The organism is Candidatus Binataceae bacterium (assembly GCA_035308025.1).
In the GTDB taxonomy this organism is placed as follows: domain Bacteria; phylum Desulfobacterota; class Binatia; order Binatales; family Binataceae; genus JAJPHI01.
Window position 1 is genome coordinate 1 of the sequence record DATGHL010000021.1, and the last position, 24,885, is coordinate 24,885.

At 63.3% G+C, this 24,885-nt stretch carries 20 protein-coding genes; 10 read left to right on the forward strand and 10 right to left on the reverse strand.

The window, feature by feature from the left end:
- The 3 genes from VKS22_05840 to VKS22_05850 form a co-directional block, all read right to left on the reverse strand.
- Window positions 1–183, reverse strand: a 183-nt coding sequence (locus VKS22_05840; GenBank protein ID HLW70126.1) for a bifunctional nuclease domain-containing protein, incomplete at its 3' end; no start/stop codon positions are given.
- Window positions 184–317: 134 nt separating this feature from the next.
- A complete protein-coding gene (locus tag VKS22_05845) occupies window positions 318–1,730 on the reverse strand; it encodes a VWA domain-containing protein (protein ID HLW70127.1) in 1,413 nt (470 codons plus the stop codon).
- Between the two features lie 146 nt (window positions 1,731–1,876).
- Complete coding sequence (locus VKS22_05850; GenBank protein HLW70128.1) at window positions 1,877–2,866, reverse strand: MoxR family ATPase; 990 nt, start codon at window positions 2,864–2,866, stop codon at window positions 1,877–1,879.
- A 204-nt stretch (window positions 2,867–3,070) separates the two neighbouring features.
- Here VKS22_05850 and VKS22_05855 point away from each other — a divergent pair, with 204 nt between their 5' ends.
- Window positions 3,071–3,874, forward strand: a complete 804-nt coding sequence (locus VKS22_05855) for an NRDE family protein (protein ID HLW70129.1) — start codon at window positions 3,071–3,073, stop codon at window positions 3,872–3,874.
- Window positions 3,875–4,050: 176 nt separating this feature from the next.
- Window positions 4,051–4,428, forward strand: coding sequence for a hypothetical protein (locus VKS22_05860; protein HLW70130.1), 378 nt, complete (start codon window positions 4,051–4,053; stop codon window positions 4,426–4,428).
- A gap of 223 nt (window positions 4,429–4,651) precedes the next feature.
- Here VKS22_05860 and VKS22_05865 read toward each other — a convergent pair whose 3' ends face one another.
- Complete coding sequence (locus VKS22_05865; protein ID HLW70131.1) at window positions 4,652–5,443, reverse strand: class I SAM-dependent methyltransferase; 792 nt, start codon at window positions 5,441–5,443, stop codon at window positions 4,652–4,654.
- Window positions 5,444–5,568: 125 nt separating this feature from the next.
- Between VKS22_05865 and VKS22_05870 the strand changes: the two genes are divergently transcribed.
- The 8 genes from VKS22_05870 to VKS22_05905 all read left to right on the forward strand — a co-directional run bounded on the left by VKS22_05870 (window position 5,569) and on the right by VKS22_05905 (window position 14,045).
- A complete protein-coding gene (locus VKS22_05870) occupies window positions 5,569–6,258 on the forward strand; it encodes a CerR family C-terminal domain-containing protein (protein HLW70132.1) in 690 nt (229 codons plus the stop codon).
- Between the two features lie 4 nt (window positions 6,259–6,262).
- Entirely contained in the window at window positions 6,263–7,315 is a 1,053-nt protein-coding gene (locus tag VKS22_05875; protein HLW70133.1) for an HlyD family secretion protein, read from the forward strand.
- On the forward strand, window positions 7,312–8,907 hold the full coding sequence (locus VKS22_05880) for a DHA2 family efflux MFS transporter permease subunit (protein HLW70134.1): 1,596 nt from the start codon (window positions 7,312–7,314) through the stop codon (window positions 8,905–8,907). Before VKS22_05875 ends, VKS22_05880 begins: the two co-directional genes overlap by 4 nt.
- Before the next feature lie 85 nt (window positions 8,908–8,992).
- Window positions 8,993–10,201, forward strand: coding sequence for a CaiB/BaiF CoA-transferase family protein (locus VKS22_05885; protein HLW70135.1), 1,209 nt, complete (start codon window positions 8,993–8,995; stop codon window positions 10,199–10,201).
- 107 nt (window positions 10,202–10,308) lie between these two features.
- Complete coding sequence (locus VKS22_05890) at window positions 10,309–10,677, forward strand: DUF4286 family protein (protein ID HLW70136.1); 369 nt, start codon at window positions 10,309–10,311, stop codon at window positions 10,675–10,677.
- Between the two features lie 129 nt (window positions 10,678–10,806).
- Complete coding sequence (gene purD / locus VKS22_05895; protein HLW70137.1) at window positions 10,807–12,132, forward strand: phosphoribosylamine--glycine ligase; 1,326 nt, start codon at window positions 10,807–10,809, stop codon at window positions 12,130–12,132.
- Between the two features lie 3 nt (window positions 12,133–12,135).
- Window positions 12,136–12,762, forward strand: coding sequence for an L-threonylcarbamoyladenylate synthase (locus tag VKS22_05900; protein HLW70138.1), 627 nt, complete (start codon window positions 12,136–12,138; stop codon window positions 12,760–12,762).
- Window positions 12,759–14,045 carry a DUF1015 domain-containing protein gene (locus VKS22_05905; protein ID HLW70139.1) on the forward strand — a complete coding sequence of 429 codons (1,287 nt, stop codon included), beginning with the start codon at window positions 12,759–12,761 and terminating at the stop codon, window positions 14,043–14,045. Before VKS22_05900 ends, VKS22_05905 begins: the two co-directional genes overlap by 4 nt.
- 23 nt (window positions 14,046–14,068) lie before the next feature.
- On the opposite strand, the gene VKS22_05910 is transcribed toward VKS22_05905, so the two are convergent.
- The 6 genes from VKS22_05910 to VKS22_05935 all read right to left on the reverse strand — a co-directional run bounded on the left by VKS22_05910 (window position 14,069) and on the right by VKS22_05935 (window position 24,683).
- The gene (locus VKS22_05910) at window positions 14,069–15,085 is read right to left on the reverse strand and encodes a zinc-binding dehydrogenase (protein HLW70140.1); all 1,017 of its coding nucleotides are present in this window, start codon (window positions 15,083–15,085) and stop codon (window positions 14,069–14,071) included.
- Window positions 15,086–15,092: 7 nt separating this feature from the next.
- Window positions 15,093–15,500 (reverse strand): lactoylglutathione lyase, encoded by a 408-nt coding sequence (gene gloA / locus VKS22_05915; GenBank protein HLW70141.1) that lies wholly within the window; start codon window positions 15,498–15,500, stop codon window positions 15,093–15,095.
- Window positions 15,501–16,214: 714 nt separating this feature from the next.
- Window positions 16,215–17,312, reverse strand: a complete 1,098-nt coding sequence (locus VKS22_05920) for a GNAT family N-acetyltransferase (GenBank protein ID HLW70142.1) — start codon at window positions 17,310–17,312, stop codon at window positions 16,215–16,217.
- A 75-nt stretch (window positions 17,313–17,387) separates the two neighbouring features.
- Entirely contained in the window at window positions 17,388–17,693 is a 306-nt protein-coding gene (locus tag VKS22_05925; protein HLW70143.1) for a hypothetical protein, read from the reverse strand.
- A gap of 112 nt (window positions 17,694–17,805) precedes the next feature.
- Window positions 17,806–21,456 (reverse strand): UvrD-helicase domain-containing protein, encoded by a 3,651-nt coding sequence (locus tag VKS22_05930; GenBank protein ID HLW70144.1) that lies wholly within the window; start codon window positions 21,454–21,456, stop codon window positions 17,806–17,808.
- A 17-nt stretch (window positions 21,457–21,473) separates the two neighbouring features.
- Complete coding sequence (locus tag VKS22_05935; GenBank protein ID HLW70145.1) at window positions 21,474–24,683, reverse strand: PD-(D/E)XK nuclease family protein; 3,210 nt, start codon at window positions 24,681–24,683, stop codon at window positions 21,474–21,476.
- Between the last annotated feature and the right edge of the window lie 202 nt (window positions 24,684–24,885).

Sequence of the window (24,885 nt, forward strand, 5' to 3'; positions counted from 1 at the left end):
ACGCTGCGGCTTGATGCCTTCGATTTCGGTCGCCATCGAGGCGGCTTCCAGCGGTCCGATCCAGATCGGAAGATTGAGTTTATTGTCGGGATCCTTCAACACCACGATGGGCATTTTGGTATTGGGGTCGAGGGTCAGACCGCCAACCACCATCAGGATAAATTCGTCTTTTGGGCCGGTCATAGGGGCTCTCTGTGGTGTTGGCCTTGGGCGCTCAGCAGAGTGATGGAGCGCGTGCTCCATCACAGCGCCCATTTTGGACGAAAGGTTCCTTACCGTCAACCAGACTTGCCGCGCGCAGGCGCGCACGGCTCGCGTCAGCGCGGCACAAGCTGATCGATAACGCGATAAAGTTGATTGAGGTTGCGGCACTCCTCGACCAGGTCGCAGTGCGGTGCGTACCGCTCCATCTCGCTGTCGCCGAATCCCCACGTGTTGCGGCTTTCCGGATTGAGCCAGATTACGCGGCGGGCCCGTTGCTTGACCTCGCGCAGCGCCCAATCGTGCGGCAGATTATAGTTGTTACGCGCGTCGCCGAGAATGATCACGGTGGTGCGCTTGTTGACGGCGCCCAGATGATCGTTCGCAAAGTTGCGGAACGAACGCCCGAAATCCGAGTGCGCGTACACGTTAATGATGTCGCCCTTGAGCGCGACGTCGAGCGCTTCCTTGACGTCGTTGGTGCGGAAGCTCTCGGTGACTTCGCCGATATCCGAGACAAAGACGAAGCTGCGCACCCGCGAATAAAGGTCCTGCAGTGAATAGACGAACTGCAGCATGAAGCGCGAGGCGTTGCGCACCGAGTCGGAGACGTCGCACATGATCAAAATCTGCGGCTTCTCGCGCTTGCGCCGTTCGAACCAGAGCTTGAAGGGCACGCCGCCGTTGACCAGATTTTTGCGCAGCGTGCGCTTGATGTCGAAGCGGCCCTTTTTCTGGCGCTTGCGCCGGATCGCGATGATATTCTTGAGCCGCTGGGCGAGCCGGGTCACGGCCTCGCGCATCTTGTCGAGTTCTTCATCGCTCAGATAGTAGAAGCTCTTGTCGGCGAGCTGGTTCATCCGCGCTTCTTCGCGCGATTTGAGATCGCGTTTCTCACGTTCCTGGCGCACATACTTGCGGATGATATCGTCGAGCATCTTGAGGCGTCGATCGAGGTATTCCTCCATCTTGGCGCGCATCGCAGAGCCCATGTCGAGCTTGGCGAGCTGGTCGCGCAGCTCCTTGATTTCCTGCTCGAGCTTGTCGAAGCCCAGCGCGCGGGCGAGCGCGCGGGCGAAATAATTCTCCTCGATGGTCCGCTGTATACCCTGCATCCGCACAGCGCGCGCGGCCTCGCGCATCATCCGTTCGAGTTGGCCATCACGATTCTGCAGCAGCTCCTTGGCGAGCTCGGACAATTCGTCGCCATGCTCCTTGAGCATCTTTTCCATCTGATCAAGGAAGTCCTGAAAATCCTGATCGGACATGGCGAGCGCGTCCTGCACAGATTTGCTCGCTCCCTTGATGATTTCACCCAGCCCGGTGAAATAGACGTCAAAGAGTTCCTCGAAGACCGGGATTTCGTGCGAACGCTTGATCATGGTCGAGCGCAAGGCCGAGCGGAACAGCTCGCGCTCGTTGAGTCCGGTCACCTCCGAAGCGCTGATAGCGTCGAGGGTTTCCGCCAGCGACACACGCACGCCGTTCTGCCGCAGCAGGTTGGCAAATTCGACCAGCTTGTCTTCCATCGTTACTCCGCGGCCCAATCGCGATGCCGTCCGCGCAGGCGGTACAGCTTTGGCGGCTTCAGCAGGCTTCTCAAATTTTACGCGGTCGCGCTAACCCAGCAAAGATCACTATTTCAAAAGGTCTTGGTCACCCAAAGATCTCTTGGTCAATTCAAAAGATCTTTGTCACTCGCCGGCTTCCCCAATGGAGCGGCTGCGGCGGCTTCACCGCCACCCCGTTTGGCGCGCACCCGCCGCATATATTCCTTGAGCTCGTCCTGCGCCTTGCGCACGTCGCCTTCGTACTTGACGATCGTGTCGAGCGTCTCGTCGACCAGGGCGCTGTCGAGATTCTGGACGTTGAGCAAGGTCAGCGCCTTGACCCAATCGAGGGTTTCGCTGATCCCGGGGGTTTTCTTGAGATCGAGCTTGCGCAATGACTGCACCAGCAGCACGACGTCCTCGGCCAGCGCGACGGCGGCGTCGGGCACCTTGATCTTGACGATCGCGAGTTCCTGCTCCTTGCTCGGAAAATCGATATAGAGGTGCAGGCAGCGGCGCTTGAGGGCGTCCGACATTTCGCGGGCATTGTTCGAGGTCAGAATCACCAGCGGAATATTTTTCGCCTTGAACGTGCCGATTTCCGGAATCGTCACCTGGAAATCCGAGAGCAGTTCGAGCAGGAAGGCCTCGAACTCGGCGTCGGCCTTGTCGATCTCGTCAATCAGCAGGACGACGCGCTTGTCGGATCGGATCGCCTTCAACAGCGGACGCGGCAGCACGAAGCGCTCCGAGAAGAACACTTCGTCCTCGGCGGCGATCTTGTCGACCGCCTGCGCGAGTCCCTGCGCTCCCACCAGCACTTCGCTGACCTTGTCCTTGAGAATCTGCGTGTAGAGCAGTTGCTTGGCGTACTCCCACTCGTAGAGCGCCTTGCCTTCGTCGAGACCCTCGTAGCACTGGAGACGGATCAGCTCGAGGTCAAGTGAACTCGCGAGCACTTTCGCGAGATCGGTCTTGCCGACGCCTGCCGGGCCTTCGACCAGCACGGGCTTGCCCATCGCGGTGGCCAGATAGATGACGGTCGCGATGCGCCGGCTCGCAATATAGTTGTTCTGCGTAAAGCGCTCGATTACCTCGTCGATCGATGAGAACATTCACCCTCCTCGGCTGCTGCAGCTGGAACTCTCCCTCCCGCGCAATCCATCTTGCATATCACGGCGCGTGCGCGCGGGGGAAGCATTCCGCCACGATCGCCAATTGACCGCACCGCGCGCCGTCGAGTCGGCCTGAGTCGAGCACGAGATTGGTCAACGTACCTCTTGTGATTGGAGGCGACTCTTTGGCAAGTTGAATCCGGTATGTGCACGCTCGCCATCTATTTTCAGGTCTTTGCCGACTATCCGGTTGTCGTGGCTGCGAACCGAGACGAATATCTGGAGCGCCCGACGATCCCGCCAACCATCCTTTCCCAGCAGCCCTTAGTGGTCGGCGGTAAAGACCTGCGGGCGAGCGGCACGTGGCTGGGCATCAATGAGCACGGAATTCTCGCCGGGCTGCTTAATCGCCGCAATGGCGAGGCCGAGAACGATCCGAGGCTGCGCTCGCGCGGGATGCTCTGTCTGGACGCGTTGCGCCACGAGTCCGTCAGGGCCGCGGCGGATTTCGCGGCCAGTCAGCGCGGCGGCGATTACAACCCTTTCAATCTATTGATCGCCGGGCGCGACGAGGCTTTTGTCGCCTACAACCGCTTCGCCCAGATTACGTTGATCAAGCTCACCCCGGGCTTCCATCTTTTGACCAACATCGACATCGACGATTTCGAGTGTCCGCGCATCAGCCGCTCGCACGGCCGTTTCGCCGAGCTGGCGCGGCGCGAAGATTTCGCCGGCGATCCGCTGGGTAATCGCGCCGCTTTGAGCGCGCTGCTGGCCGATCATTCGACCCAGTTGGACCCGCGCTCTGGCCGTCCCAACTCGCTCTGTATGCATCTGGGCGATTACGGCACGCGCTCGTCGAGCCTGATCTTCCTGGCGCGGGAACACGATCGCATCGAGCATTTTTTCGCCCCCGGCGCGCCCTGCGTCGCGACCTACGAACCGGCTCTAGTGCCAAACCGCGCAGCCGAGACCGGCGCTATCTCGCGCCCAATCCAAAACCCTTAGCCGGTCTCCAATTTTTCGACTGCTGGCAGGCAGTCGGCTTCGTGGTTGAACAGCATCAGCGATGATAACGGGTGGGCGAACACCGCGGACCAAAGGGAGCTAAAGCTTGCTGAGCGAAGCCGTTTGGTCTAAAGATGAGTTGAAATCGGTGAATCTTTCTCCAGGAGGTCTTTCATATGGCGACCGGGAAGCTCGTAGGAGAATATTCGGCCAAGTTCAACACGATCACGTTCAGTATTGGCCCGCATGGTAGCACTATTCTGCAAGCCAATACCGAAGGGTCGGTAACAGGAATGGGCACGGTCTTGGGAACTGCAACCTTCGTCGTGGGCGGCGGCAAGAGTGGAACCTATAGTTGGTGTGGCATCGCCTACTTGGACAATGGTGAGCAGGTCGCCAGTAACGGCGTCGGCAGCTACGAGAGTATCGGCAAGCACCGCTGGCGCACACAGGTACCTGAGGTCCGGCAGTCCGATGGACGCACGCTAGCCTTCGAAGGTGAGCTCGAACTGGCCACGCGGTCTTGGATCGGCAAGCTATTCGAGAGAAGCTGAACGCGAGGCCGTCAGGGTCGACCAGCCGTCGCGCCTATTACCTTCTTCCTATCAGAATGACCCGTGGTTGGCTCCCAGAACAACCCGCCCGCGTAGGTTGCAGCGCCTGCGCGCGAAGCTCCTGATAGCCAAACTAGCGAAGTCGGGCGGGCGTAAGGCTCGAATGCGAGGTGCTCGACCCGCGCAGATTCGCGGCCTAGGTCGAAATCCGCATCGAGGCCTTTTATCCGGCATTAGATCTTCTGAGCACTGCTAGCCAGCGGCCGTGACACTCTGTGAGCGGAGTCTCAAAAGAGAGATCGGCGTAAGCCGCGATCATCTCGAAGCAGCCTGAGGCGCGGGCCGCGAGCTCCATCAGCGGCGGCGTGGTGTAGCGCACCGGGATGACGTCGCGCGTGACGACCGTACGCTCAGGAAAATGGATCGTGCATTCCAGCTCGTAGATCGATTGCATCGTGTCAGGCCAGACGATTGGCTGATAGAATTCCCGCACCTCGACGGCGACCCCCCCTACCCTCACTTTGCGCCGCCGCCATGGCCTGCGGCGCGCGGTGAGCTCGACGCCGTGATGGCGATCGATATCGATGCAATACAATCCGCGTGGCCGCAGGCATTTAGCCACCGACTTAAAGTGATACATTAAGTCTTGGTTGCCGTGCAGCACCGGAAAAGTTTCAGACATGAAAAACGCCGCGTCAAAGAGTGGTTCGGGCAGACTGAATTTCACGATCGGCCGCCGATAGAAGCGTACTCGCTCGACGCCGCCGGAGCGCGCCCGTCCCGCCGCGATCATAGTCGCTGAGCGATCGATTCCGACGACGCTGATTTTGTCACCGGCCAAAATCTGCCCATGCGGCGAGTCCCCGCAGGCAATATCGAGGACGCGTCGCACCGGACGCTTGTAGTGTCGCTGCCAGACTTTTTTGAGAAAGCTCACCTCGTCCTCGATATCCCCCGGGCGCTCCATGTGCACCCGCCGGAAGATCGTGGGAAACTCATAGATGCTCGGTTCCATGCGCGCAGCTTAATCACCGGTTGCGCCGAAAGCTTGTCAAATTGTTAAACTGGATTTCATTCAATCGATTGACTTTTATAATCGTATGGCTTAATTTGCTGATGAGCAATGGAGTCCGGATACGAATGCGTGCAGCAGCGGAGCAGGTTCAGGAGCGCGGGCAGGTTCAGGAGCGCGGGCAGGTCACGCGTCAGCGGCTGATCGACGCCGCGCTGGCGGTCTTTGGCGAATACGGCTTCGACGGCGCGAGTACACGGACGTTGGCCGATCGCGCCGGCGCCAATCTGGCGGCAATTCCCTACCACTTCCGCAGCAAGGAAGGGCTTTACCGCGCAGCTGCCCAACACATCGTCGATCGGATGGCGGCGCAGATGGCCTCGTTGCTCGACGAGATCGAGCAGGCCTTGCAGAATCCGCGGCTGCCGCGCGAAGAAGCGCTGGGTCTGCTGCATCGCTACCTCGATGCGCTCGTCACGGTTCTGGTCGGCTGGCGGGAGGCGGATAACTGGTGCGCCTTCATCATGCGGGAACAACTCGCGCCCGGCGCCGCGTTCGACATACTTTATGAGGGCTTCATGCGGCGGCTTGGCGACGTCCTCGCGGGCCTGTTGAGCGCGCTGCTCAAGCCACCGAAGAACGAGCACACGCTTGCTCTGAGCGCGATCGCGATTTTCGGACAAATCCTGGTTTTTCGCACGGGCCGGAACTCGGCGCTGCGGCGCTTGGGCTGGAAGGAGTTCTCCAGTGATCATCTCAAACAGATTCAATCGATGATCCGCAACCACGTCGATCGTATCGTGACGCAAGGGGGATGAAGCCATGGATAGTCCCGCAGCAGGTGGTGAATCACATCTGTCACCGGCAGCGGTGGCGACCTCCACGCCGAGCCTGGTTAGCGCGCGCACGCTCGTAAAGATTCTTATCGCGATTACGATTCTTGCCGGGCTGGCCGTCGCCGGCGTGCCGCTTTGGAACTATCTGCATTCGTACGAAGCGACCGACGATGCGGAAATCGACGGCCATATCGCGCCGATCTCGGCGCGGATCGACGGCACGATCGCGCAGATCTATGTGCAGGAGACCGAGAGCGTCAAAGCCGGACAGTGGTTAGCCGCGGTCGATCCGCGCGATCAACAGGTGGCCGTCGAAAACGCCCGCGCCAACCTCGCGCTGGCCGAGGCGCAGGTCAGCGGCGCGCGCGCCGACTATCGGGCGGCGCTCGACAAGTCACATGAATCCGCGGCAACGGCCGTGAAAGCCACTCGCGACGCTGCGCGCTATACCGATTTGCTCAAGCAGGGAGTCGTCGCGCGGGACGACTACGAGGAAAAAATCCGCCTCGACCGCGTTGCCGCAGCCACGGTCGAGTCCGACCGCGCGTCGGCCGACTCAACCGCCAAGGTCATCGCCGCCCGCGAGGCTGCAGTGCAGGCGGCGCAGGCCGCGCTCGATCAGGCCTTGCTGAATCTGAGTTATACAAAAATCGTGGCGCCGATAAACGGCGTAATCGGCAAAAAAACCGTCGAGGTCGGGCAGCGCGTGCAGCCGGGCGAGCAGATGATGGCGGTCGTGGGACTCGATGACATCTGGGTCACTGCCAATTTCAAGGAAACGCAGGTCCGTCGCATGCACGCGGGCCAGCGCGTCTCTATTCATGTCGATGAACTCGGGCGCGATTATGACGGCTACGTCGAGGGGATGGCCGGGGCCAGCGGTGAAATGTACAGCCTGATCCCGCCGGAAAATGCCACCGGCAACTACGTCAAAGTAGTGCAGCGCCTGCCGATTCGCATCCGCTTCCGGCCGGGCCAGGACGGCGACCATGCGCTCCGTCCCGGACTTTCGGTCGAGCCCACCGTCTGGCTGCGATGAGCGCCGCGCCGCGAGCGATCGCGCCGGTGCGGGTAAAGCCGCGGCATAATCCGTGGGCGATCGCGCTGACGGTCACGATGGCGACCTTCATGGAGATCCTCGACACCAGTATCGCCAACGTCTCGCTGCCGCATATCGCCGGCGGCCTCTCGTCGAGCGTTGACGAGAGCACCTGGATTCTAACCGCCTACCTGGTCGCCAATGCGATCGTGCTGCCGATCAGCGCGTGGATTACCGGTCGGGTCGGGCGCAAGCGCTTCTACATGACTTGCGTGGCGCTGTTCACGGCAAGCTCGTTTCTATGTGGGATCGCGCCCAGCCTGACGGTGCTGATTTGCGCGCGCGTGATGCAGGGCGCGGGCGGCGGTGGTCTGCAGCCGAGCGAGCAGGCAATCCTCTCCGATACCTTCCCGCCCGAAAAGTTCGGGATGGCGTTCGCGGTTTATGGGATGGCGGTCGTGCTGGCGCCGGCGATCGGGCCGACGCTGGGCGGCTTCATCACCGACAATTTCAGTTGGCGCTGGATTTTCTTCATCAATGTGCCGGTGGGCCTAATATCGCTTCTGCTGACCTACCGCATGGTCGATGATCCGCCCTACATGAACGCTGCGAGCCAGGCCGCGGCGCGCAAACAGAGCGTCGATTACATCGGGCTGGGCCTGATCGCGCTCGGCCTCGGCTGCCTGCAGGTCGTGCTCGACAAGGGCCAGGAGGACGATTGGTTTCAATCGCATTTCATTGCGATCCTGAGCGTCATCGCCGTCGCCGCGCTGCTCATCTTCGTGCTCTGGGAGTGGCGTCAGCAGCATCCCATTCTTGATCTCAAGCTCTTCCGCAGCCGTTCATTCGCCATCGCCGCACTGATGATGTTCGTGCTCGGCGTGGTGCTCTACGGCTCGACGACGCTGCTGCCGCTCTTCCTGCAGGAATTGCTCGGCTATACCGCTCAACTCTCAGGCTTTGTATTATCGCCCGGCGCGCTGGCGATCCTCGTCCTGATGCCGGTGGTCGGGACGCTGATCGGCAGGTTCGAGGCGCGCTGGCTCGCCGGAATCGGCTTTGCAATTTCCGCGCTGGCGCTGTTTCACATGTGCGGGCTTGATCTGAAAATCGATTTTCGCACCGCCATGATGTATCGCATTTATCAATCGGTCGGCCTCGCTTTTCTCTTCATCCCGATCAACACTGCAGCCTTCGCCTCGGCCACCGGCGAAAACAGCAATCAGATCTCGAGTCTCGCGAATCTCTTCCGCAATATCGGCGGCAGCGTCGGCATCTCGATGTGTGCGACGCTGGTGGCGCGTCGCAGCCAGATCCATCAGGACACGCTGGCGCGCCACATCACCAACTACGACGGCCAGTTCCGTAGCATGCGTGACGGCCTGAGCACGAATCTCTCGCACTCCGGTTTCAGTCAACCCGATGCGCTGCACCAATCGCTCGGCCGCATCTACGGAATGGTGCAGCAACAGGCCGCGGCGCAGGCTTATATCGATACTTTCTGGCTCCTCGCCGTCGCCTGCCTCTGCATGTTGCCGCTGGTCTTGCTGATGGGCAGAAACGATCCGCACAAAGCGATGACCGCGCATTAATCGCGCCACGCGCCTTGCCCTGCGAGCGGCTGGTGTTATGCTCGACGCGCTTTGATGAGATTATCGGGACGCGGAGGCCGGGAAGATGAGCAAGCCGCTCGAGGGCGTCAGGATTATCGAGATCGCGCAGGAGATTCAGGGACCCTTCGCCGGGCTGTTTCTCGCCGACCTCGGCGCCGAGGTGACCAAGGTCGAAAATCGCGAGATCGGCGATCTGAGCCGCTGGCTGCTGGCGCAGCTAATCGGCGGGCCGAACGTTAAAAATGCGAATGTCTCGCACTACTTCACCGCGATGAATCGCGGCAAGCGCAGCATCACTGCCGATCTCAAAAAGCCCGAGGCGATCGCAATTGTGCGCCGGATGGTGAAGACGCACGACGTCCTGATGACCAATTACCGGCCCGGCGTGCTCGAACGGCTGGGACTCGGTTATGAAGAGCTACTTACGGTGAACCCGCGCATCATCTTTGCGCAGGCGAGTTCGTGGGGTCCGCAGGGCCCGTGGGCGAAGCGCCCGAGCCGCGACACGCTGGCGCAGGCGGCCAGCGGCCTGATGTCCAAGACCGGCATGCCGGACGACAACCCCTTGCCCGCGGGCGCCGCGATCGCGGATCAGGCCGGCGCGCTGACGCTGGCGGGCGGCATCCTCGCTGCGCTCTTCGCGCGCGAACGCACTGGTCAGGGACAGCGGATTGATGCTTCCATTTACGGCACGATGATCGCCGCGCAAGGCTTCGAACTGAACTACGCGTCGATGACCGGCGAGGAACCGCAGCGCGCCGGCCGCTGCCATCCATTTCTGCACGGCATCTGGGGCGCCTTTCGCACCAGTGACGGTCATCTGTGCATTGCCGGGGTCGACGATCAGCGCTGGCCGCGCTTCTGCCGGATCATGGGAATCGAGGAGTTGCTCAACGATTCCGAATGCGACAACGTCACGCGCAATTTCCACGGCGCGAAAATCGAGAAAGTGCTCGACGGCATTTTCCCCCGAAAATCCACCGCTGAATGGCTCAAGGAGCTGACCGACGCGGATATCCTCGTGACCGAGGTCGCGAACTATCAACAGGTGCTCGCGAGCGAACAGGCGCGCATCAACGGCTATCTGCTCGATCTCGAGCATCCGGTCGCCGGCAAAATCACGGTGACCGGATGTCCCGTGACGCTCAACGGCGAGGTCACGCACGAGGCTCAGCCGGCGCCGGAGCACGGGCAGCATACCGAGGAAATCCTGCTCGAGCTCGGCTATTCGTGGGAGGAGATCGGCGCGCTGCGCGATGCTCAAGTGGTCTGACGAATAGTTGAACGATTGGACAGTGGGCGCGCGATCCGACTAGCATCCGTACTGCGGCAGCCGTCGATGGCGCCGCAAAATCTCAGCGCGAATCTCAGGAGGATATCATGGCAAAGTACACCTTCGTCGTCTTGACCAACGCCACCGAAGGCAAGGAGACCGAGTTTAACCGCTGGTACAACGAGCAGCACATCCCCGACGTGCTCAACGTCCCCGGTTTTGTCTGTGCGCAGCGTTTCCGCCTCGCAGATACCCAAGGCGGAAAAGTTGATCAATCACACAAGTATCTGGCGCTCTACGAGATTGAGACCGACGATCTTGAAGCAACGCTCAAAGATCTGCGTTCGCGCGGCGGCACCCCCGATATGATTATGAGCGACGCGATCGATTTGAAGGCTGCCAACGCGAGAATCTTCGCGCCGGTAGCTGACAAAGTTATGGCGCGCGATGTCGCGCGTCCGCGCCGCGCCGCTTAACCCAGCCGAAATTCACGAAATTGCGGCCCGGGCTCGCCTCACGAGCCCGGGCTGCTTCGTGATGAGCCGACCACCCTCCCCTGCCTGATCGCTCCGGCCGCACCTGCTCTGCGTGTATAATGCGCATCGATGAAAGTTCTGGTGATCGGCAAGGGCGGGCGCGAGCATGCGCTCTGCTGGAGGCTCAATCAGAGTCCGACGGTCTGGGGACTTTTCTGCACGAGCGGAAATCCGGGCATTGAGCAGTTGGCCAAGCCGGTTGAGATCCCACCGACCGACACGGGCGCGCTTGCCGCTTTTGCGCTCAAGGAAAAAATCGATCTCACGATCGTCGGACCGGAGGATCCGCTGGCGGACGGCATCGTCGACGCGTTCCACGAGCGCGGCCTCACCATCTTAGGACCCTCGCGCGCGGCGGCGCAGCTAGAAGCCAGCAAGGCTTTCGCCAAATCCGTGATGCTCGCGGCGGGCGTGCGCACCGCCGCCGGCGAGGCTTTTGCCGATCGCGATCACGCTTTCGCTTACATCGAAGATCATCCCGGGCCCCTTGTGGTCAAAGCAGACGGTCTGGCGCTCGGCAAAGGCGTCACCGTTTGCGCGGACGCGACCGAAGCGCGCGCGGCGTTCATAGAAGCGCTCGAGCAGCGGCGTTTCGGCGCCGCCGGCAGCCGCGTCGTAATCGAGGAGCGGCTCGCGGGCGAGGAGGTCTCCTTCTTCGCGCTCTGCCACGGGCACGACGCCGTTGCTCTCGGCTGCGTGCAGGATCACAAGACGGTTTACGACGGCGATCTCGGCCCCAATACGGGCGGGATGGGCGCCTACTCGCCGATCCCTCGTTTCGACCGCGCTTTCGAGAGCCGCGTGATGGCCGAGGTCATACGCCCTACCCTGCGTGAAATGGCGCGCCGCGGGACGCCCTTCAGCGGCGTCCTGTTTGCAGGCCTGATGGTCGCTCGCGACGAAAATACTATGCGCGACAAAATCAACGTCCTCGAATTCAACGTCCGCTTCGGCGATCCGGAATGCGAAGCCTTGATGATGCGTTTCGACGGCGACCTCGCCGCCACTCTGTTGGCAATCGCGCAGGGGCGCGCGCACGAGGCGGTCGTCAGGCTGTCGCCGCGCGTGGCCGTCGCGCTCGTGCTCAGCGCCGGCGGCTATCCGGGCGAATATCGCACCCAGTTGCCGATTGACGGCTTAGCCCGCCTCGACGGCGGCGAGCCCTCCGCGCTCAAGACTCAATGGGCGCTGAAGAAGACCCGCGTGAAGGTCTTCCATGCCGGCACCTCGATTCGCGACGGCCGCCTGGTCACCGCCGGTGGCCGCGTGATGGTCGTAACCGCGCTCGCAGAAACCCTTGCGCAAGCGGTTGCAACCGTTTATCAGGCCGCGGACTTGATCGAGTTCGAGGGCAAGCATTTTCGCCGCGACATCGCTTATCGCGCGCTCAGGTAACAGATGGGTGAGCAGCGATTGAATCGGAATCTGGAAGCGGCGATCGCGGCCTTGCGGGCGGGAGAGTTGGTGGTCTATCCCACCGAGACCTTCTATGGTCTGGCCGCAGATCCGGAATCTTCCGCGTCGATGGAGGCGCTCCTGTCCCTCAAGGGCCGTGATCCCGATAAGCCAATTGCACTGATCGCCGCCGATTCTGAGTCAGCCTTTGCGCTGGCGCGCGAGATTCCGCTCGACGCGCGCCGTCTGGCTGCGGCGTTCTGGCCGGGACCACTCACGCTGGTCTTGCCCGCGCGCCCCGGATTGCATCCGGCCCTGGTTGGCGCCGGCGGCGTCGGCGTGCGTGTGTCGTCGCATCCACTCGCGCGAGCACTGGCGGCAGGATTGGGACGGCCAATCACCGCAACCAGCGCGAATCTGGCCGGACAGCCTCCGATTAGCGCGCCCGATCAGCTTCGCGCCGTCTTCGCCGATAAAATTAAAGTGATACTTGAAGATGGAATCCTGTCCGGAGGCGCACCCTCAACCGTGATCGAATTTGTTCACAACAACTATCGTATCGTCCGGCCCGGCGCGATCGCTGAACCCGTGATCGCCGAGGCGCTGACGGCCACAGGAGCGCCGCGTTGAGTCTGACTCATCGGATCGAGCCGTTCGCGGCGCTCGCGTTCGACCCTACTCAGGTCGGCTCATGGGATCAGGTCGTCGCCCCACCCTACGATTTGATCGACGCCGCCCGACAGAACGAGCTCTACGCGCGCAGTCCGTACAACGTCATTCGACTGGAGCTGAACCGCGAAGCTGACCCCTACGCCGCGGCAGCCGCGACCCTGGCCGAATGGCGCGCCAGCGGCGTAGTGACCCGCGCTTCCCGTCCGGCCATTTATCTTTACGCGCAACGCTTCGCGCATGACGGCCGGAAGCTCGAGCGCCGGGGGCTGATCGCGCGGGTCCGCCTGGAGGCGTTCGGCAGTGGACGAATCCTGCCGCACGAGCGCACCTTTCCCAAGGCCAAAGAGGACCGGCTCAAGCTGCTCGAAGCGACTCGCACGAACATCAGCTCGATTTTTGCACTATATTCTTCTGATAACGCCGCTTTAGAAAAGCTGCTCAGCGAAATCGCGCGCCGCGAGATCACGATCGCCGCCACTGACGAGGCTGGAATCGTCAATGAAATAAGGGCGATCACCACGCCCGAAGAGATTGCAATCGTGCAGCATGCGCTCGCAGACGCACAAATGTTGATCGCCGACGGACACCATCGCTACGAGACCGCCCTAGAATACCGCCGCCGGCGCATAGAGGCAGGCAGCGAGAAATCGGCGCAGCCCTTCGACTACGTGATGATGACGCTGGTCGCCTTTGACGATCCGGGTTTGGTGATTCTGCCGACTCATCGCGTCGTGCGGCAGCTCCCCGCCGACGCATCGATGCGGTTCGCGGCGCGCAGCGGCGACCATTTCGCCATCGAGGAGTTCGCCGACCCAGGCACTTTCCGCGCTGCGCTGACTTCACTGGGACGCGGCGCTCTGGGCGTCGCGCTCAAGGGCGATCCTCAGTTCAAAATTCTGACGCTGCGCGATTCGACGATCCTCGCCCACACGATGCCCGCCGCGCCGCCCGCAGTGCGCGAACTGGAAGTCTCGATCCTGCACGCGCTCGTGTTCGATCGAATTTTCGGGATCACCGCTGAGGAAGTTCGCGCAGGAGGCAGTCTCGAATACACGATCGACGCTCACGCCGCGCTCGCTAAAGTCGCGACGGGCGCCGCTGACGGCGCCTTTCTGATGAATCCGCCGATGGTCGACGACGTCGCGCGCGTGGCGGCCGCCGGCGCGACAATGCCCGAAAAATCGACCTATTTCTTCCCCAAGCTGCTCACCGGCCTGGTGATGAACCCTCTCGACGCTTGACGGTTGCCTGAATTAACTTCGGGCTAGTGCGGGAACTCGACCAGGACCTTGGCGTGCGCGCCGGGTTGCTTCAGGGTGCGGAACATCTCGGGCACCTGATCGACCGCGATGATGTCGGTAACCATCGGCTGCGGTTTGATCCTGCCGCCGGCCAGCGCCTTGATGGTCTCATCGAAATCGGCCGGATCGTAGCCCAGCACAAAGTTGACGCTGACCTCTTTGAAAATGCACTGCACGGGCTGAATCTGATCGGGCTCCATGCAGACGCCGACCACCACGATCTGGCCACGCGGTCCGATCATGTTGATCGCATTGTCGAGCGTCCCCTTCACGCCGATACACTCGAAAATCAAATCGGGGGTGCGTCCCGTCATCTCGCGCACCTGCTCGGCCGGATCCTTTACTTTGGGATTGAGCACGACATCGGCGCCGAGTTTGCGCGCCAGCTCGGCGCGCCCCTCCGCGATCTCGGAGACCACAACCGTGGCACCCTTGCCTTTCGCCCAGGTCAGCGTCGCGAGTCCGATCGGGCCGGCGCCCATGATGATCGCAATCTCGCCCGGCTTGACGCCCGAACGCTTGACCGCATGCAAGCCGACCGCCAGCGGCTCGACCAGCGCGCCGTCGCGCGAGGTCACGTTGTCGGGGAGCTTGAACAGGCTCGTGGTCGCGCATGCGACGAACTCGGCATAGGCGCCGGGGAGTTGGCCGAGACCGAGGCCCTTGAGCTTGAGGCAATGAATCTCCATCCCGCGCTTGCAGCGATCGCATTCCCCGCACATCACGAACGGCAGCCCGGCGACGCGCTGGCCCAGCTCGAAGCCGCGCACGCCCGCGCCAATCTCATGAATTTCGCCGCAGAACTCGTGGCCCATAATCGAATTCGCCGGCATCCCGAAGCCGTACTGACAGGCGTGCAGATCCGAGCCGCAGATCCCGCAGTTGTGAACCTTGAGCACGACTTCCCCCGCGCCCGCGCTCGGTTTCGGCGCGTCGATCACCGTCATTTCATTCTGCTTCTTGAATGCTGCTGCTTTCATCTTTGTCTCACTCAAACTTGAGGGCGTCGCTGTCTTTTTGCTGCACCAGTTCGATCTTGTAGCCGTTGGGATCCTCGACAAAGGCGATCTCCGGGCCGCCGAACTTCATCGGGCCGGGCTCGCGCACGACGTTGACTCCGCGTTGCTTCAGATCGGCGCACTTCGCGTAGATGTCATCGACGCTGATCGCCAGATGGCCGAACGCGGTTCCCTGATCGTAACCCTTCTTGCCCCAGTTGTGGGTGAGTTCGATCACCGCGCCCTCGCGCTCTTCGTTGTAACCGATAAAGGCCAACGTGAATTCGCCGTTGGCGAAGTCCTTCTTGCGCAGCAGCTTCATGCCGAGGCCGTCGCAGTAAAACTTGAGCGTCTCGTCGAGATCGTTGACGCGAATCATCGTGTGCAGTAGGCGCATTAGCCGTAGGTCTCCTTGCAATGAACTTGAGGTCAGCCGGTCGAGTCAATTTCCCGCGATTCATCGCGGCGTGTCAATCGCGATGCGACGAGCCGAATCAGTCATGACGCCGCGCCAACCGCACCGGACCCCTCATCAGCGGCAGTGCGCTCATTTCAGAATGCAATGCAACCGTGTGTTTTGCGTTGGGGCGGTCATCCAGTCGCTCGACGACGAGATCATTTTCACTAGGCTTTCGGCCCGTTTTGCCTCGCGTTCAGTCACCTCGAAGTGGCATCGAGTTTGCGCAAGCTCTTTCGGATGAAGTTCTGGAAAAGCGCCTCGCTGGATCGACTCGAAGTTCGGCACGAGTTCACAATCGGGCCAACCCAACCGACCTCCGGGTTTCCGCCGAGCGCCCGGCTCTACTACTGCCGCCGTTGCGAGGAGAGCTACGTCGTCTTGGGCAGACGCGTCGCCGTGCTCGACAACCGTGGCCGGCCCTTGCGCACCTCTCAAAGCCATAAGCAGTATGCCGCTTTTGCCGCGAATCGCTGTCCGGCACTGACAGATTCCGCAGCGCTAGCGCCCAGCGCTGCTCTCCGCCCGCTCACGCTCGTGGCGCAGCGCAGCGTGAGCGAGTCTCGCGCCTCACGCGTAAATCGTGACGAGCCCGGACGCGAGCGGCTTTCGCCGGATTTGGCTAGCGAAATTTTATCCGGCGGGGCGCGGTCGCTAGAGGGCGCGGCGGTAGGTGACGAAATTCCCGGTGACCTGCGCGCCGAGATTCTCCGCGGTCCGGCGCGAGGGCCAATTATCATCGAGCACCAAGGTATAGCCGGCGAATTTCATCCGGTTACGCGCCATCGCGAGGAATGAGCGCGCCGCCATTGCCGCAGCGATCCCGCGCGACCGCGCCTGCGGCAGCACTCCGACATTGATGAGCGCGCCGCGCGTGCCGCCGCCGCGCTCCGGCCGCAGTTTGACTCCGGGCCGGACCTGCGCAAGCAGTGCGGTGAAGTCGGGTACCGCGAAGACCGCGCCCACCGGAGCGCCATCCAGCTCGGCGATAATCGAGAGCTCTGCGACCAGCATTCCCTGCATCGGCATCAGCATCGGACGAACCTCTTCTCGCGTGATTGGATTCCAGCCCCAATGGCGATCGAACGCGGCGTTGATCACGTCCGTCCAGGCGTCGATCGCAGATAGGAACCCATACTCGCGCCAGCTTTTCAGCCGGACCCCAGCGCGACCGGCTGCGGCTTCGAGAGCGCTGTAACGTTCGAGCAGTTCTGGTGTCAGGCTTGCCGTGTAATCCACCTGCCCCTTCTCTGTGAAGAAGCGCGAGTTCTTGAAGTAGCGATGGTAAAACTCCGGATTACCGCGCAGCAAAAACGAGGAGAGTTCCCCGTAGCCGTCAATCGCGTAAGGGTAATCCAGGAAGGCGGCGAAGCCGCTGCGCGCCCCCGCCATCCCGCGCCGCGCCAGCCAGGTGAGCGCCTCCTCGAGCATCGCGGCAACCGCCTGATCCTCGTTGGGCAACGCTTCGAAATGGATCAGTTGTCCGAGCTTTTCGCGCCAGTGCTCGTTGTAGCGATGGTTGACGACGGCGCTGACGCGCGCGACCAGCTTGCCGTCGCGCCAGGCGCCCAGCGGCTGCAGATCCAGATGGGCCGTGATCAGCGCACGGCCCGCTAGCAGGTCCACTTCGTTCTGCACGTCCGGCGGCCACCAGGCGTCGCGCCCGGCGTAAATCTCGTAGGGTAGTTTCGCGAAGCGCTCGAAGCCCTCGCGCGTGCTGAGCTGCTCGACTCGAACCCGCGCGGCCGTCATGAATTTGACTCTTTCACTGGTTCACGGTTTCATCGGTTGTGCGCTCGCGGTCACGCCAACCAGATACGTTCCGTTCTATTGCGAATCCGAGTCGCTATCGGAGTTCTGATCGTCGTTGGAATCGGAGTCGCCTTGATCGTTCTGATCACTGTCGGAGTTCATGTCGGCGTTCGGATTGTCGGCTTGGGCGCCATCGTCTGACGGTGTCTGTTCCGCATCGGGCTGATCCGCATCGCTGCCCGATGACTGGAGCTGCCCCGCCGCCGGCGGCTGGTCGCTGCCCGTACCTGGATTCGTATCGGCGGGCTGTGCGAAGCTCGGCAGCCGCAAGGTGAGTAGCAGCGCCAGCGCACATCCTATCGCGATCGTCGCGCGTTTCATCGAACAACTACCCCCTCAAGCTTGTTAGCCTTGCGTATGAACAGGCTTTATCGGCGCGCGGTACATGTCAATCTTTGACCATACCGCGTGTGGGTGGCCGAGTCAGCGAGGCTTAGTCAAAGACAAGACTCCGCCGCCCCGGTGCTCGCTCCACTCCGTTCCGCGGGTCCGCCCCCGGCCAGCAGCGGCGCACGTAGGCACATCCGAGCTCACGGCAGGCGCCGGCATGCGGCGGCTTTTTCGGATATTCGCGCTCCCGCCTGGCGCGCTGGAGCTGTTGGGCCAAAGCGGCCAGCCGCACCCGAATCTGCTGGAGCGTAGGCAGGCTCGCCGCGACGGTCTGCGGGCCGTCGCGCAGCGCGACGAGCTCCGCCGCGATCGCGTGTCCGGGCATCGCCGTCGCCGCCGCCAGCGCGTAGCACTCGAGTTGCACCGCATACCGCGCGGCCTCGGCGCCGCGCGAGTACTTATAGTCGCGCACCACGATCGTCGAGCCATCCAGCAGCAAGAGATCGATTTGCCCGCGCACGAACAGCCCGGGCGCCGCATCCAGCATAAAAGGGAGCTCGCGGCCGACGATCGTCTCGCGATCGGAGACCGTCGCCATGTAACGCGAGAGGTCGCGCACGATCGCCGCGCGCTGAGCGGAATCGAGCCCCGCCGCGCCCCCCCGGCTCTCGACCAGTTCGATAATGACCCTATCGGTGTTAGTGCGATTACGGCCGAATTCCAGCCGCTCGAGCACCTGATGGGTCACCGCGCCCATCGCTGTCGCGCCGCCGCCGGATCCTGGTTGCGCCGGCTCCGGCAGTCCGAGGCCGTGACGCAGCCAGTATTGTCGCGGGCAGCGCTCGAAATCCGCGAGCGCCGTCGGACTCACGATCATGGCATCCTGCGCGGCGACGCGCGCCGTGAGCCGGTCGCGCATGATCGGAAGTGGTTCCTCTGACTCCGCGACGCTGCTCGCCGGCGCGCCGTCCGCGAAGCTCAAATCAGCGCGACGCAACACGATCGTCGCCGCCGGATGCTCGATATCGAGAGTCGCAGAACCCGCTCGCGCGAACTCCGCGAAGCGCTCCTCCCCGACGAACTTGCGCAGGAGCTTCGACCAACCCGTCGTATTGGCGCCTTCGCTGACGATCAGCCGGTCGCGGGCGCGGGTCAGCGCGACATAAAGAATCCGCACCGATTCCGCCGCCTCCTCGTCCGCCAGGCGCTCGCGGTAGCGGTCGAGCGCGGCGTTCGGGATCTCATCGCCGCCGCTGCCCGTAGTCGCGCGCAGAAGCAAACCGCCTTCGGGGTCGAGCAGCACGGTGCGAGTCTCGTGGTTGGGGCCGCGCCCGGCGTCGGCCAGGATCACGATCGGAAACTCCAGCCCCTTCGCCTGATGTACCGTCATCAGCCGGATCACGTTCTCGCTCTCGCCGAGAATCTGCGCCTGCGGCTCGTAGGGTTCCTCCTCGAGCAGACGGCGCAGATAAACGACGAAATCGTGAAATGAAAAAAAATGCAGCGCGTCGAAGCGGCGGGCCAGATCAATCAGCTTGCGCAGGTTGGCGACCCGCTGGGCTCCCTGCGGCAGCCCGGCCATCACGCTTTCATAATCAGTCAGTTCGAGCGCGCGCTCGACGATCTCGAGCAGCGGCGCGCGGCCGCGCAGGCGCCGCAGTTCATCGAGCACCCGCCAGGCCTGCTCGGCCTCCTCACGTCCGGTGGCCAGCCGGCCGAAGTCAACGCCTGGCCCGGCAAGCAGGTCGGCCAGCGAGGCCGGGCCGCCGCTCCCTGCGGTCTCATGCAGCCGCAGGCCCATCTCAAGCAACGTATTGTCGGAGAGGGCGAAAAACGGTGAGCGCAGGGTCGCCGCGAGCGCCAGCGAATCGCGTGGATCGTCCACCGCCGCCAGCAGTTCGACGAGATCGATCACCTCGCGCCGCCCATAGAACCCGCGGCCCTTGACCGTGTAGCAGGGGATGGCGGCGGCGATGAAGGCCTGCTCGTAGATCGCGATATCCGCGAAGGCGCGAAAGAGCACCGCGATATCCCGATAAGCCGCTGGTTGCGGTCCGCCATGCGCTGCGATTGTCGGCTCGCCCGCGGCGACGATCGCGCGTATCCGGTTGGCGATTGCGCGTGCTTCGAGCTCGCGCTTCTCGACCGCATTCAGTTTGCCCGCGGCGACTCCGCCGCCAAGCGTGTCGGCATCTGTTGGAGCCGGGATAATCTCGACCGGGTAATCAAATATCGTGCTGCGCGCCGGCGTGAGGGCGTGCGCCGCCTCCCAAACCACGCGATAGGCGGCCGCGGACGCGGCATCGTCGGCGGCCATCGCCGAGGCGCCCAGGCCGTTGACGAAATTCAGGATATTGGGCGTCGAGCGCCGATTTTCAGCCAGCGGTAACGGCATGGGCGCGGAGGCGCGCGCGCGCCGGAAGACGCGCACGTCGGCGCCGCGAAAGCGGTAGATCGATTGTTTTTCGTCGCCGACGATAAACAGTTCGGCTGGCGGCGCAGCGCTCGGCCGCGGCTCCGTGAGCAGTGCAATGATCTCGTCCTGCACGGCGTTAGTGTCCTGGTACTCGTCGACCAGGATCGCGCGCAGTTCAATTCGGTAACGGTTCGCGACGGCCGGCTGATCGCGCAGTAGATCGCGCACCGCGATCAGCAGATCGTCGAAGGTGACGGCGCGCTCGCGGCGCTTGGCTTCATCGAAGTCGCGTTGTGCGCGGAGCAGTAGTTGCGCCACCTCACGCGTCGGCCCAACCGCGCGCCGCTCGCCCCACCCGGCGATCAGATCGCCCTCGAGGCCGAAGCCGGTAGCACTGGCCGCGACCAGATTGCGAATCTGCTGTACGGCGGCGCCCGTCTTTCCACGCGCATCGGGCAGCGCGGCGCAGACCTCGCGCAAGATTTCGATTGCCGCGGGCGCCGCTGCACCGTCAAGCTTGAGCACTGAGGGCCGCGCGGAAGGCCACAAGTAGCGCAGGGGGTCGAGCTTGGCGACACCGGCGTTTCCTCGATAATTCAGCAATTCGTCGATCAGTCTGACCAGCTCCTGCGCGCAGCTTGCGGTTTGATCCGGCGATTGCGCCAGCTGCGCCACGCTCTGTTCGGCTTGCGCAAGGATCCAGGCGGCGTCGCGGCCGCGCCGACCCGTTTCGGTCAGGATTCGCTGTAAGAGATCGAGCGCACCTTCGCGATAGACGCTGCCGCGCAGCCTGCGCGCGCGGATCAGAAAGCGCGCGCCGGGGTCGTCGCGGCGCACCGCCGCGACCAGCGTCTCGCGGCAGCTCCGCTCAAAGAAGGTCGCGCTCTCGTATTCGTCGAGTACCTCGAAGCCGGGATCGAGTCCGGCCGCGACCGGGTTCTCACGCAGGATTCGCGCGCAGAACGCATGAATCGTTGAGATACGCGCGAGCGCCAGCCTGCGCCGCGCCTGCACCAGGACTTCGCATCGCGCCGGCGCGCTCTCGGCGGCCTCGGCGATACGTTCCTCGAGCACGCCGGCGATCCGCGCGCACATATCGAGGGCGGCCTTTTCCGTGAAGGTAATCGCCGCGATCGCCTCCGGCGCCAGCGGCGGACGGCCCGCAAGTCCGCCGGCCTGCGGCGACCCTCCATCAGAATCCCCGGCGAGCAGCGCCACCATCCGTCGCGCCAGCACCTCGGTCTTGCCCGAGCCGGCGCCGGCCCGGATCAGCAGATTCCCGGCCGCGTTGATCGCCGCGGCCTGCTGCACGCCGAGCTGGAGCTTACGTCCGGTCATGCTCGCTTCCGCCCTCGCTACGCCGCGGGTTTTTGAAAGCGGCAGACCGGACGGTACGGGCACCACTCGCTGCATTCGAGCGGATCGACGTCGAAGCGGCCGGCGACGGCGTCGGCGATTAGTTCGCGCACGCGCGCAGCGACCAGCCCATCCGGCGCGTCCGCGAGCAGTTCGCGCGGGACCTGTAGCGGCGCGCTCTCCTTCGTCCGGTTCTGCAGCGCGATATAGCTGGCTTCGAGCGTCGCGTCCGGCGCCAGCCGCTCGCGCCATTGGGTCGCCGCGCCGAGCAGGTAGACCGGCATCTGCATGTCAGTCATGGCGAACCCGGCGGGTTTGAGCAACTCAGCGAGCGACTTGAGGTTGCGCGAGGTTTTGTAATCGACCACGCGCATCCGCGCGATCGTCTCCGTGCCGGGATCCAGATAGCGCTCGAGCCGGTCGATCCAGCCTTCGATCATGATCGGGGAGTCGCTGCCGTCGCCGGTCGCGAAAGGAAAGGCGAGCCGATATTCGAGGTCGAGTCCGTCCGGTTCGCCGCTCTCGCCGCGCCGCGCGATTTCATGGACGACGACCTCGGCGATCATCTCGTCGATAATCGTCCAGCGTAGCGCGAAAAAGGCCGGATCGCGCGCCGCCGCGGCTTCGCTCAGCCGGAAGCGTTCCGCGACCGCATGCGCGGTCTCGCGCGCCGCCGTCGGGTCGGCAAAATTCGGCTGTGCGGCAAAAAAATCTGCGAGAATCCGATGTACCAGGTCGCCGGTTTCGAGCCGCGTCGGTTCGTGTTCGAGCTCATCGGCGTCGCGCAGGCGCAGGATCCGCCGCGCGAAGAAGTTGAAGCCGCACACCGCCATCTCACTCAATTGCCCGGCGCTCCACGGACGCGGCGCGCCGTTCAGCGTCGTGAGCAGGCCCTGAGCCAGGCTCGCGTCGGGCGCGACGCGACCATCGAACTCGCCTGCCCGCGAACTTTTCTCTTCGTCGGCCGCTCGCGCCGCGGCAGTCGTCCAATCTTTGGATTTCCGCGCGAGGCGTTGCCGCCGCGCCAACAGCGTCTCACGCGTCGGCCGCGCGAAATAATCTGCGCGATGGTGTTCGATCTGAATCCGCCGTCTGATCGAGGCGACTCGGGCCTCCGCGATACCGCAGCTTTGCGTTAGCCGCTCGAGGCCTCCTGCCGCTGCGGCGGAATTGAGGACGTCGCGCTCAGTGAAGCAATCTTCCCACGGCGTGAGCATGCCGGCGGCCCGTTTCTCGACCTGGCACTCGACGCCGAGACGGGCGCGGACCTCGGCGAGAAATGGCGAGGACTCGAGCGGCCTGCCGCGCTCATCCTCGCGCGCGAATGAGAGCACGACGGCCCGCGCCGGCATCGAGAGCGCGAGAAAGAACAGGAACGGCTCTTCACTGTTGCGCGCGCTCCGTGATCGCAGGATCGGCCCGGGCGCGTCGGGCATCCTGGCGCCGAAGCGATCCCTGAGCCGCGCCACCAGCTCGCGATTGACGAGGCGCGCGGTCTCGTCGGCGACGAGCGGATTCTCGGGATGGTACTGCGGAAAGCGGCCGTCGTTGAGGCCCAGCACGATCACGAGATCGAAATCGAGGCCGCGCGCTTCAAGAATCGGGAGCGCGCGGACCGTTCCGCCGTTATCGTCGGTCGATTCGAGCGAGGTCTCGCTCAGCATGGTTTCGAGCAAGTCGGCAAATTCCTGCAGCGGCAGGATGCGCTCAGGCGCGACGCGGGCCGCAGCGGCGGCAATCTCGTCGAGCGCTCGCCACACGGGACCCGCGGCGCGCGCCGCGGAATCGCTGAGTGAGGCCGCCGCCGGATCGAATCCGAGCCGCTCCAGTGTCGCGACCAGACGCGCTAGATGACTCGCGACGGTGGCCGGCGTCGCCAGCGCATTCAGAATCTCCAGCAGCTCAGCCCATACATCAGCGCCGCGCTCTAGCGTGGCGAGCCGGCGCGCGAGACGATCACGGTCGTCTCCCTCCGCTGTCGCCAGCGCGTCAGCCAGCGCCCGTCGCCGTTGCGCAAAACACTCCCACAGCGGCCGCGTGCTCTGATCGATATATCCCGCCTCGCGCGGAAGCGCGCGATAACGCGCCGCCGCCAGTGGCATCAAGGCGCTGTGGCACAACGCGATTAGCGACTCGCGTGGAAAACCTTCGAGCGGCAGCCGCAGGATCTCCAGGATCGCGCGCGCCGGAATCGTCCTGCGCAGCGGCGGTCCGAGCTCGCGCCGCAACGGGATCCGATAGCGGCGAAACGCGGCCTCGAGGTAATCGTCATACGGCGTCAGGTCACGCGCGACGATCGCGATCCGCTCCAGCGGAATTTTTCCCCCGGCCTCCTCGAGCCTGCGCCGAATCACTCGCGCCGCGGTCTCAGCTTCCTCGCGCGCGTCGGCGGCTTCGATCACCGTCACGCTGCCGTCCGCTGGCGGAGCCAGCGGATAGATATCGCTGAAGAGGTGTTCGAGGATAAAACCCAACTGCCCGCTGCGGCCGTCGCGCCGCACGAAGTCCGGCAGCACCTGGTTCGCGATCGATTCCTCACCGACAAAACGATTCCACGTCAGCTCGGCAAAGCCGATCGCGTTGACCTTGTGCGGCGCCGCCTGAATCGTCACTTCCGCATCACCAACGACCCGGATCATCGCCGTGATCGTCATGAACTGGAGCAGGCTTAGATCGTAAATCTCCGCTACGAGGAGCTGGCCGACGCCTTCGAGTAATTGCGGACGCCGGCCACTGGCCTCGAGCCGATGGAGAAGCTCGAGCGCTGCGGCCTCGCGGTCGTGACGGTCCGCCAGTCCGCGCTCGCCGAGGAGCGCCTGATACTCGGCAAACACCGCAGTGAAGTCGGCGAGCCGCGCAGCCGCCGCGGCTGGGACGGTCGCGATGACCGTGCGCCAATCCTGAGCACTTATCGCGGCGGCGCTCTTCAAGCGCCGGATCAGCGCGAGCATCTGATCGCTCATCCCGGCCCCGACCGCGCCGACCGCGCCGCGACCTCTCGCCCGCGCCACAGCCTCGTTCAGTGCCAGCCGCTCGCCCATATGACTCAGACTCGCGCGCCGATCACCCGTCTCCAGCCACAGCGCGTCCACCACCTGGGGTAGCGTGATCAAATGATGCCCCAGCACGCATCCGCCGCGGCTCAGCCGCATTAGCTGATCCTCGACCTTGCGTGCAGTCGGGTAGATCGTGAGCCGCGCATCCTTCATTTTGTTGACTGGAAGTTAGCTGTCACCCTCTCAATTGAATTCATGCCCAGACGCGAAAATGCGCTATCGAGTTATATTGCTCCCCACAACTTGCTTTCAGCACCTTTGACTTTAGCCCGAAGTCCCACGATCGCCACAACAATCCGGGGCAAAATGACCCCAAAATTCTCCCAAAATTGCCCATGTCTCATCGTGAAACAAA

Bases quoted from the DNA above. Each gene is read 5' to 3' on its own strand.
- VKS22_05845 (HLW70127.1), bottom strand. From the start codon at position 1,730: ATGGAAGACAAGCTGGTCGAATTTGCCAACCTGCTGCGGCAGAACGGC.
- VKS22_05850 (HLW70128.1), bottom strand. From the start codon at position 2,866: ATGTTCTCATCGATCGACGAGGTAATCGAGCGCTTTACGCAGAACAAC.
- VKS22_05855 (HLW70129.1), top strand. From the start codon at position 3,071: ATGTGCACGCTCGCCATCTATTTTCAGGTCTTTGCCGACTATCCGGTT.
- VKS22_05860 (HLW70130.1), top strand. From the start codon at position 4,051: ATGGCGACCGGGAAGCTCGTAGGAGAATATTCGGCCAAGTTCAACACG.
- VKS22_05865 (HLW70131.1), bottom strand. From the start codon at position 5,443: ATGGAACCGAGCATCTATGAGTTTCCCACGATCTTCCGGCGGGTGCAC.
- VKS22_05870 (HLW70132.1), top strand. From the start codon at position 5,569: ATGCGTGCAGCAGCGGAGCAGGTTCAGGAGCGCGGGCAGGTTCAGGAG.
- VKS22_05875 (HLW70133.1), top strand. From the start codon at position 6,263: ATGGATAGTCCCGCAGCAGGTGGTGAATCACATCTGTCACCGGCAGCG.
- VKS22_05880 (HLW70134.1), top strand. From the start codon at position 7,312: ATGAGCGCCGCGCCGCGAGCGATCGCGCCGGTGCGGGTAAAGCCGCGG.
- VKS22_05885 (HLW70135.1), top strand. From the start codon at position 8,993: ATGAGCAAGCCGCTCGAGGGCGTCAGGATTATCGAGATCGCGCAGGAG.
- VKS22_05890 (HLW70136.1), top strand. From the start codon at position 10,309: ATGGCAAAGTACACCTTCGTCGTCTTGACCAACGCCACCGAAGGCAAG.
- purD (HLW70137.1), top strand. From the start codon at position 10,807: ATGAAAGTTCTGGTGATCGGCAAGGGCGGGCGCGAGCATGCGCTCTGC.
- VKS22_05900 (HLW70138.1), top strand. From the start codon at position 12,136: ATGGGTGAGCAGCGATTGAATCGGAATCTGGAAGCGGCGATCGCGGCC.
- VKS22_05910 (HLW70140.1), bottom strand. From the start codon at position 15,085: ATGAAAGCAGCAGCATTCAAGAAGCAGAATGAAATGACGGTGATCGAC.
- gloA (HLW70141.1), bottom strand. From the start codon at position 15,500: ATGCGCCTACTGCACACGATGATTCGCGTCAACGATCTCGACGAGACG.
- VKS22_05920 (HLW70142.1), bottom strand. From the start codon at position 17,312: ATGACGGCCGCGCGGGTTCGAGTCGAGCAGCTCAGCACGCGCGAGGGC.
- VKS22_05925 (HLW70143.1), bottom strand. From the start codon at position 17,693: ATGAAACGCGCGACGATCGCGATAGGATGTGCGCTGGCGCTGCTACTC.
- VKS22_05930 (HLW70144.1), bottom strand. From the start codon at position 21,456: ATGACCGGACGTAAGCTCCAGCTCGGCGTGCAGCAGGCCGCGGCGATC.
- VKS22_05935 (HLW70145.1), bottom strand. From the start codon at position 24,683: ATGAAGGATGCGCGGCTCACGATCTACCCGACTGCACGCAAGGTCGAG.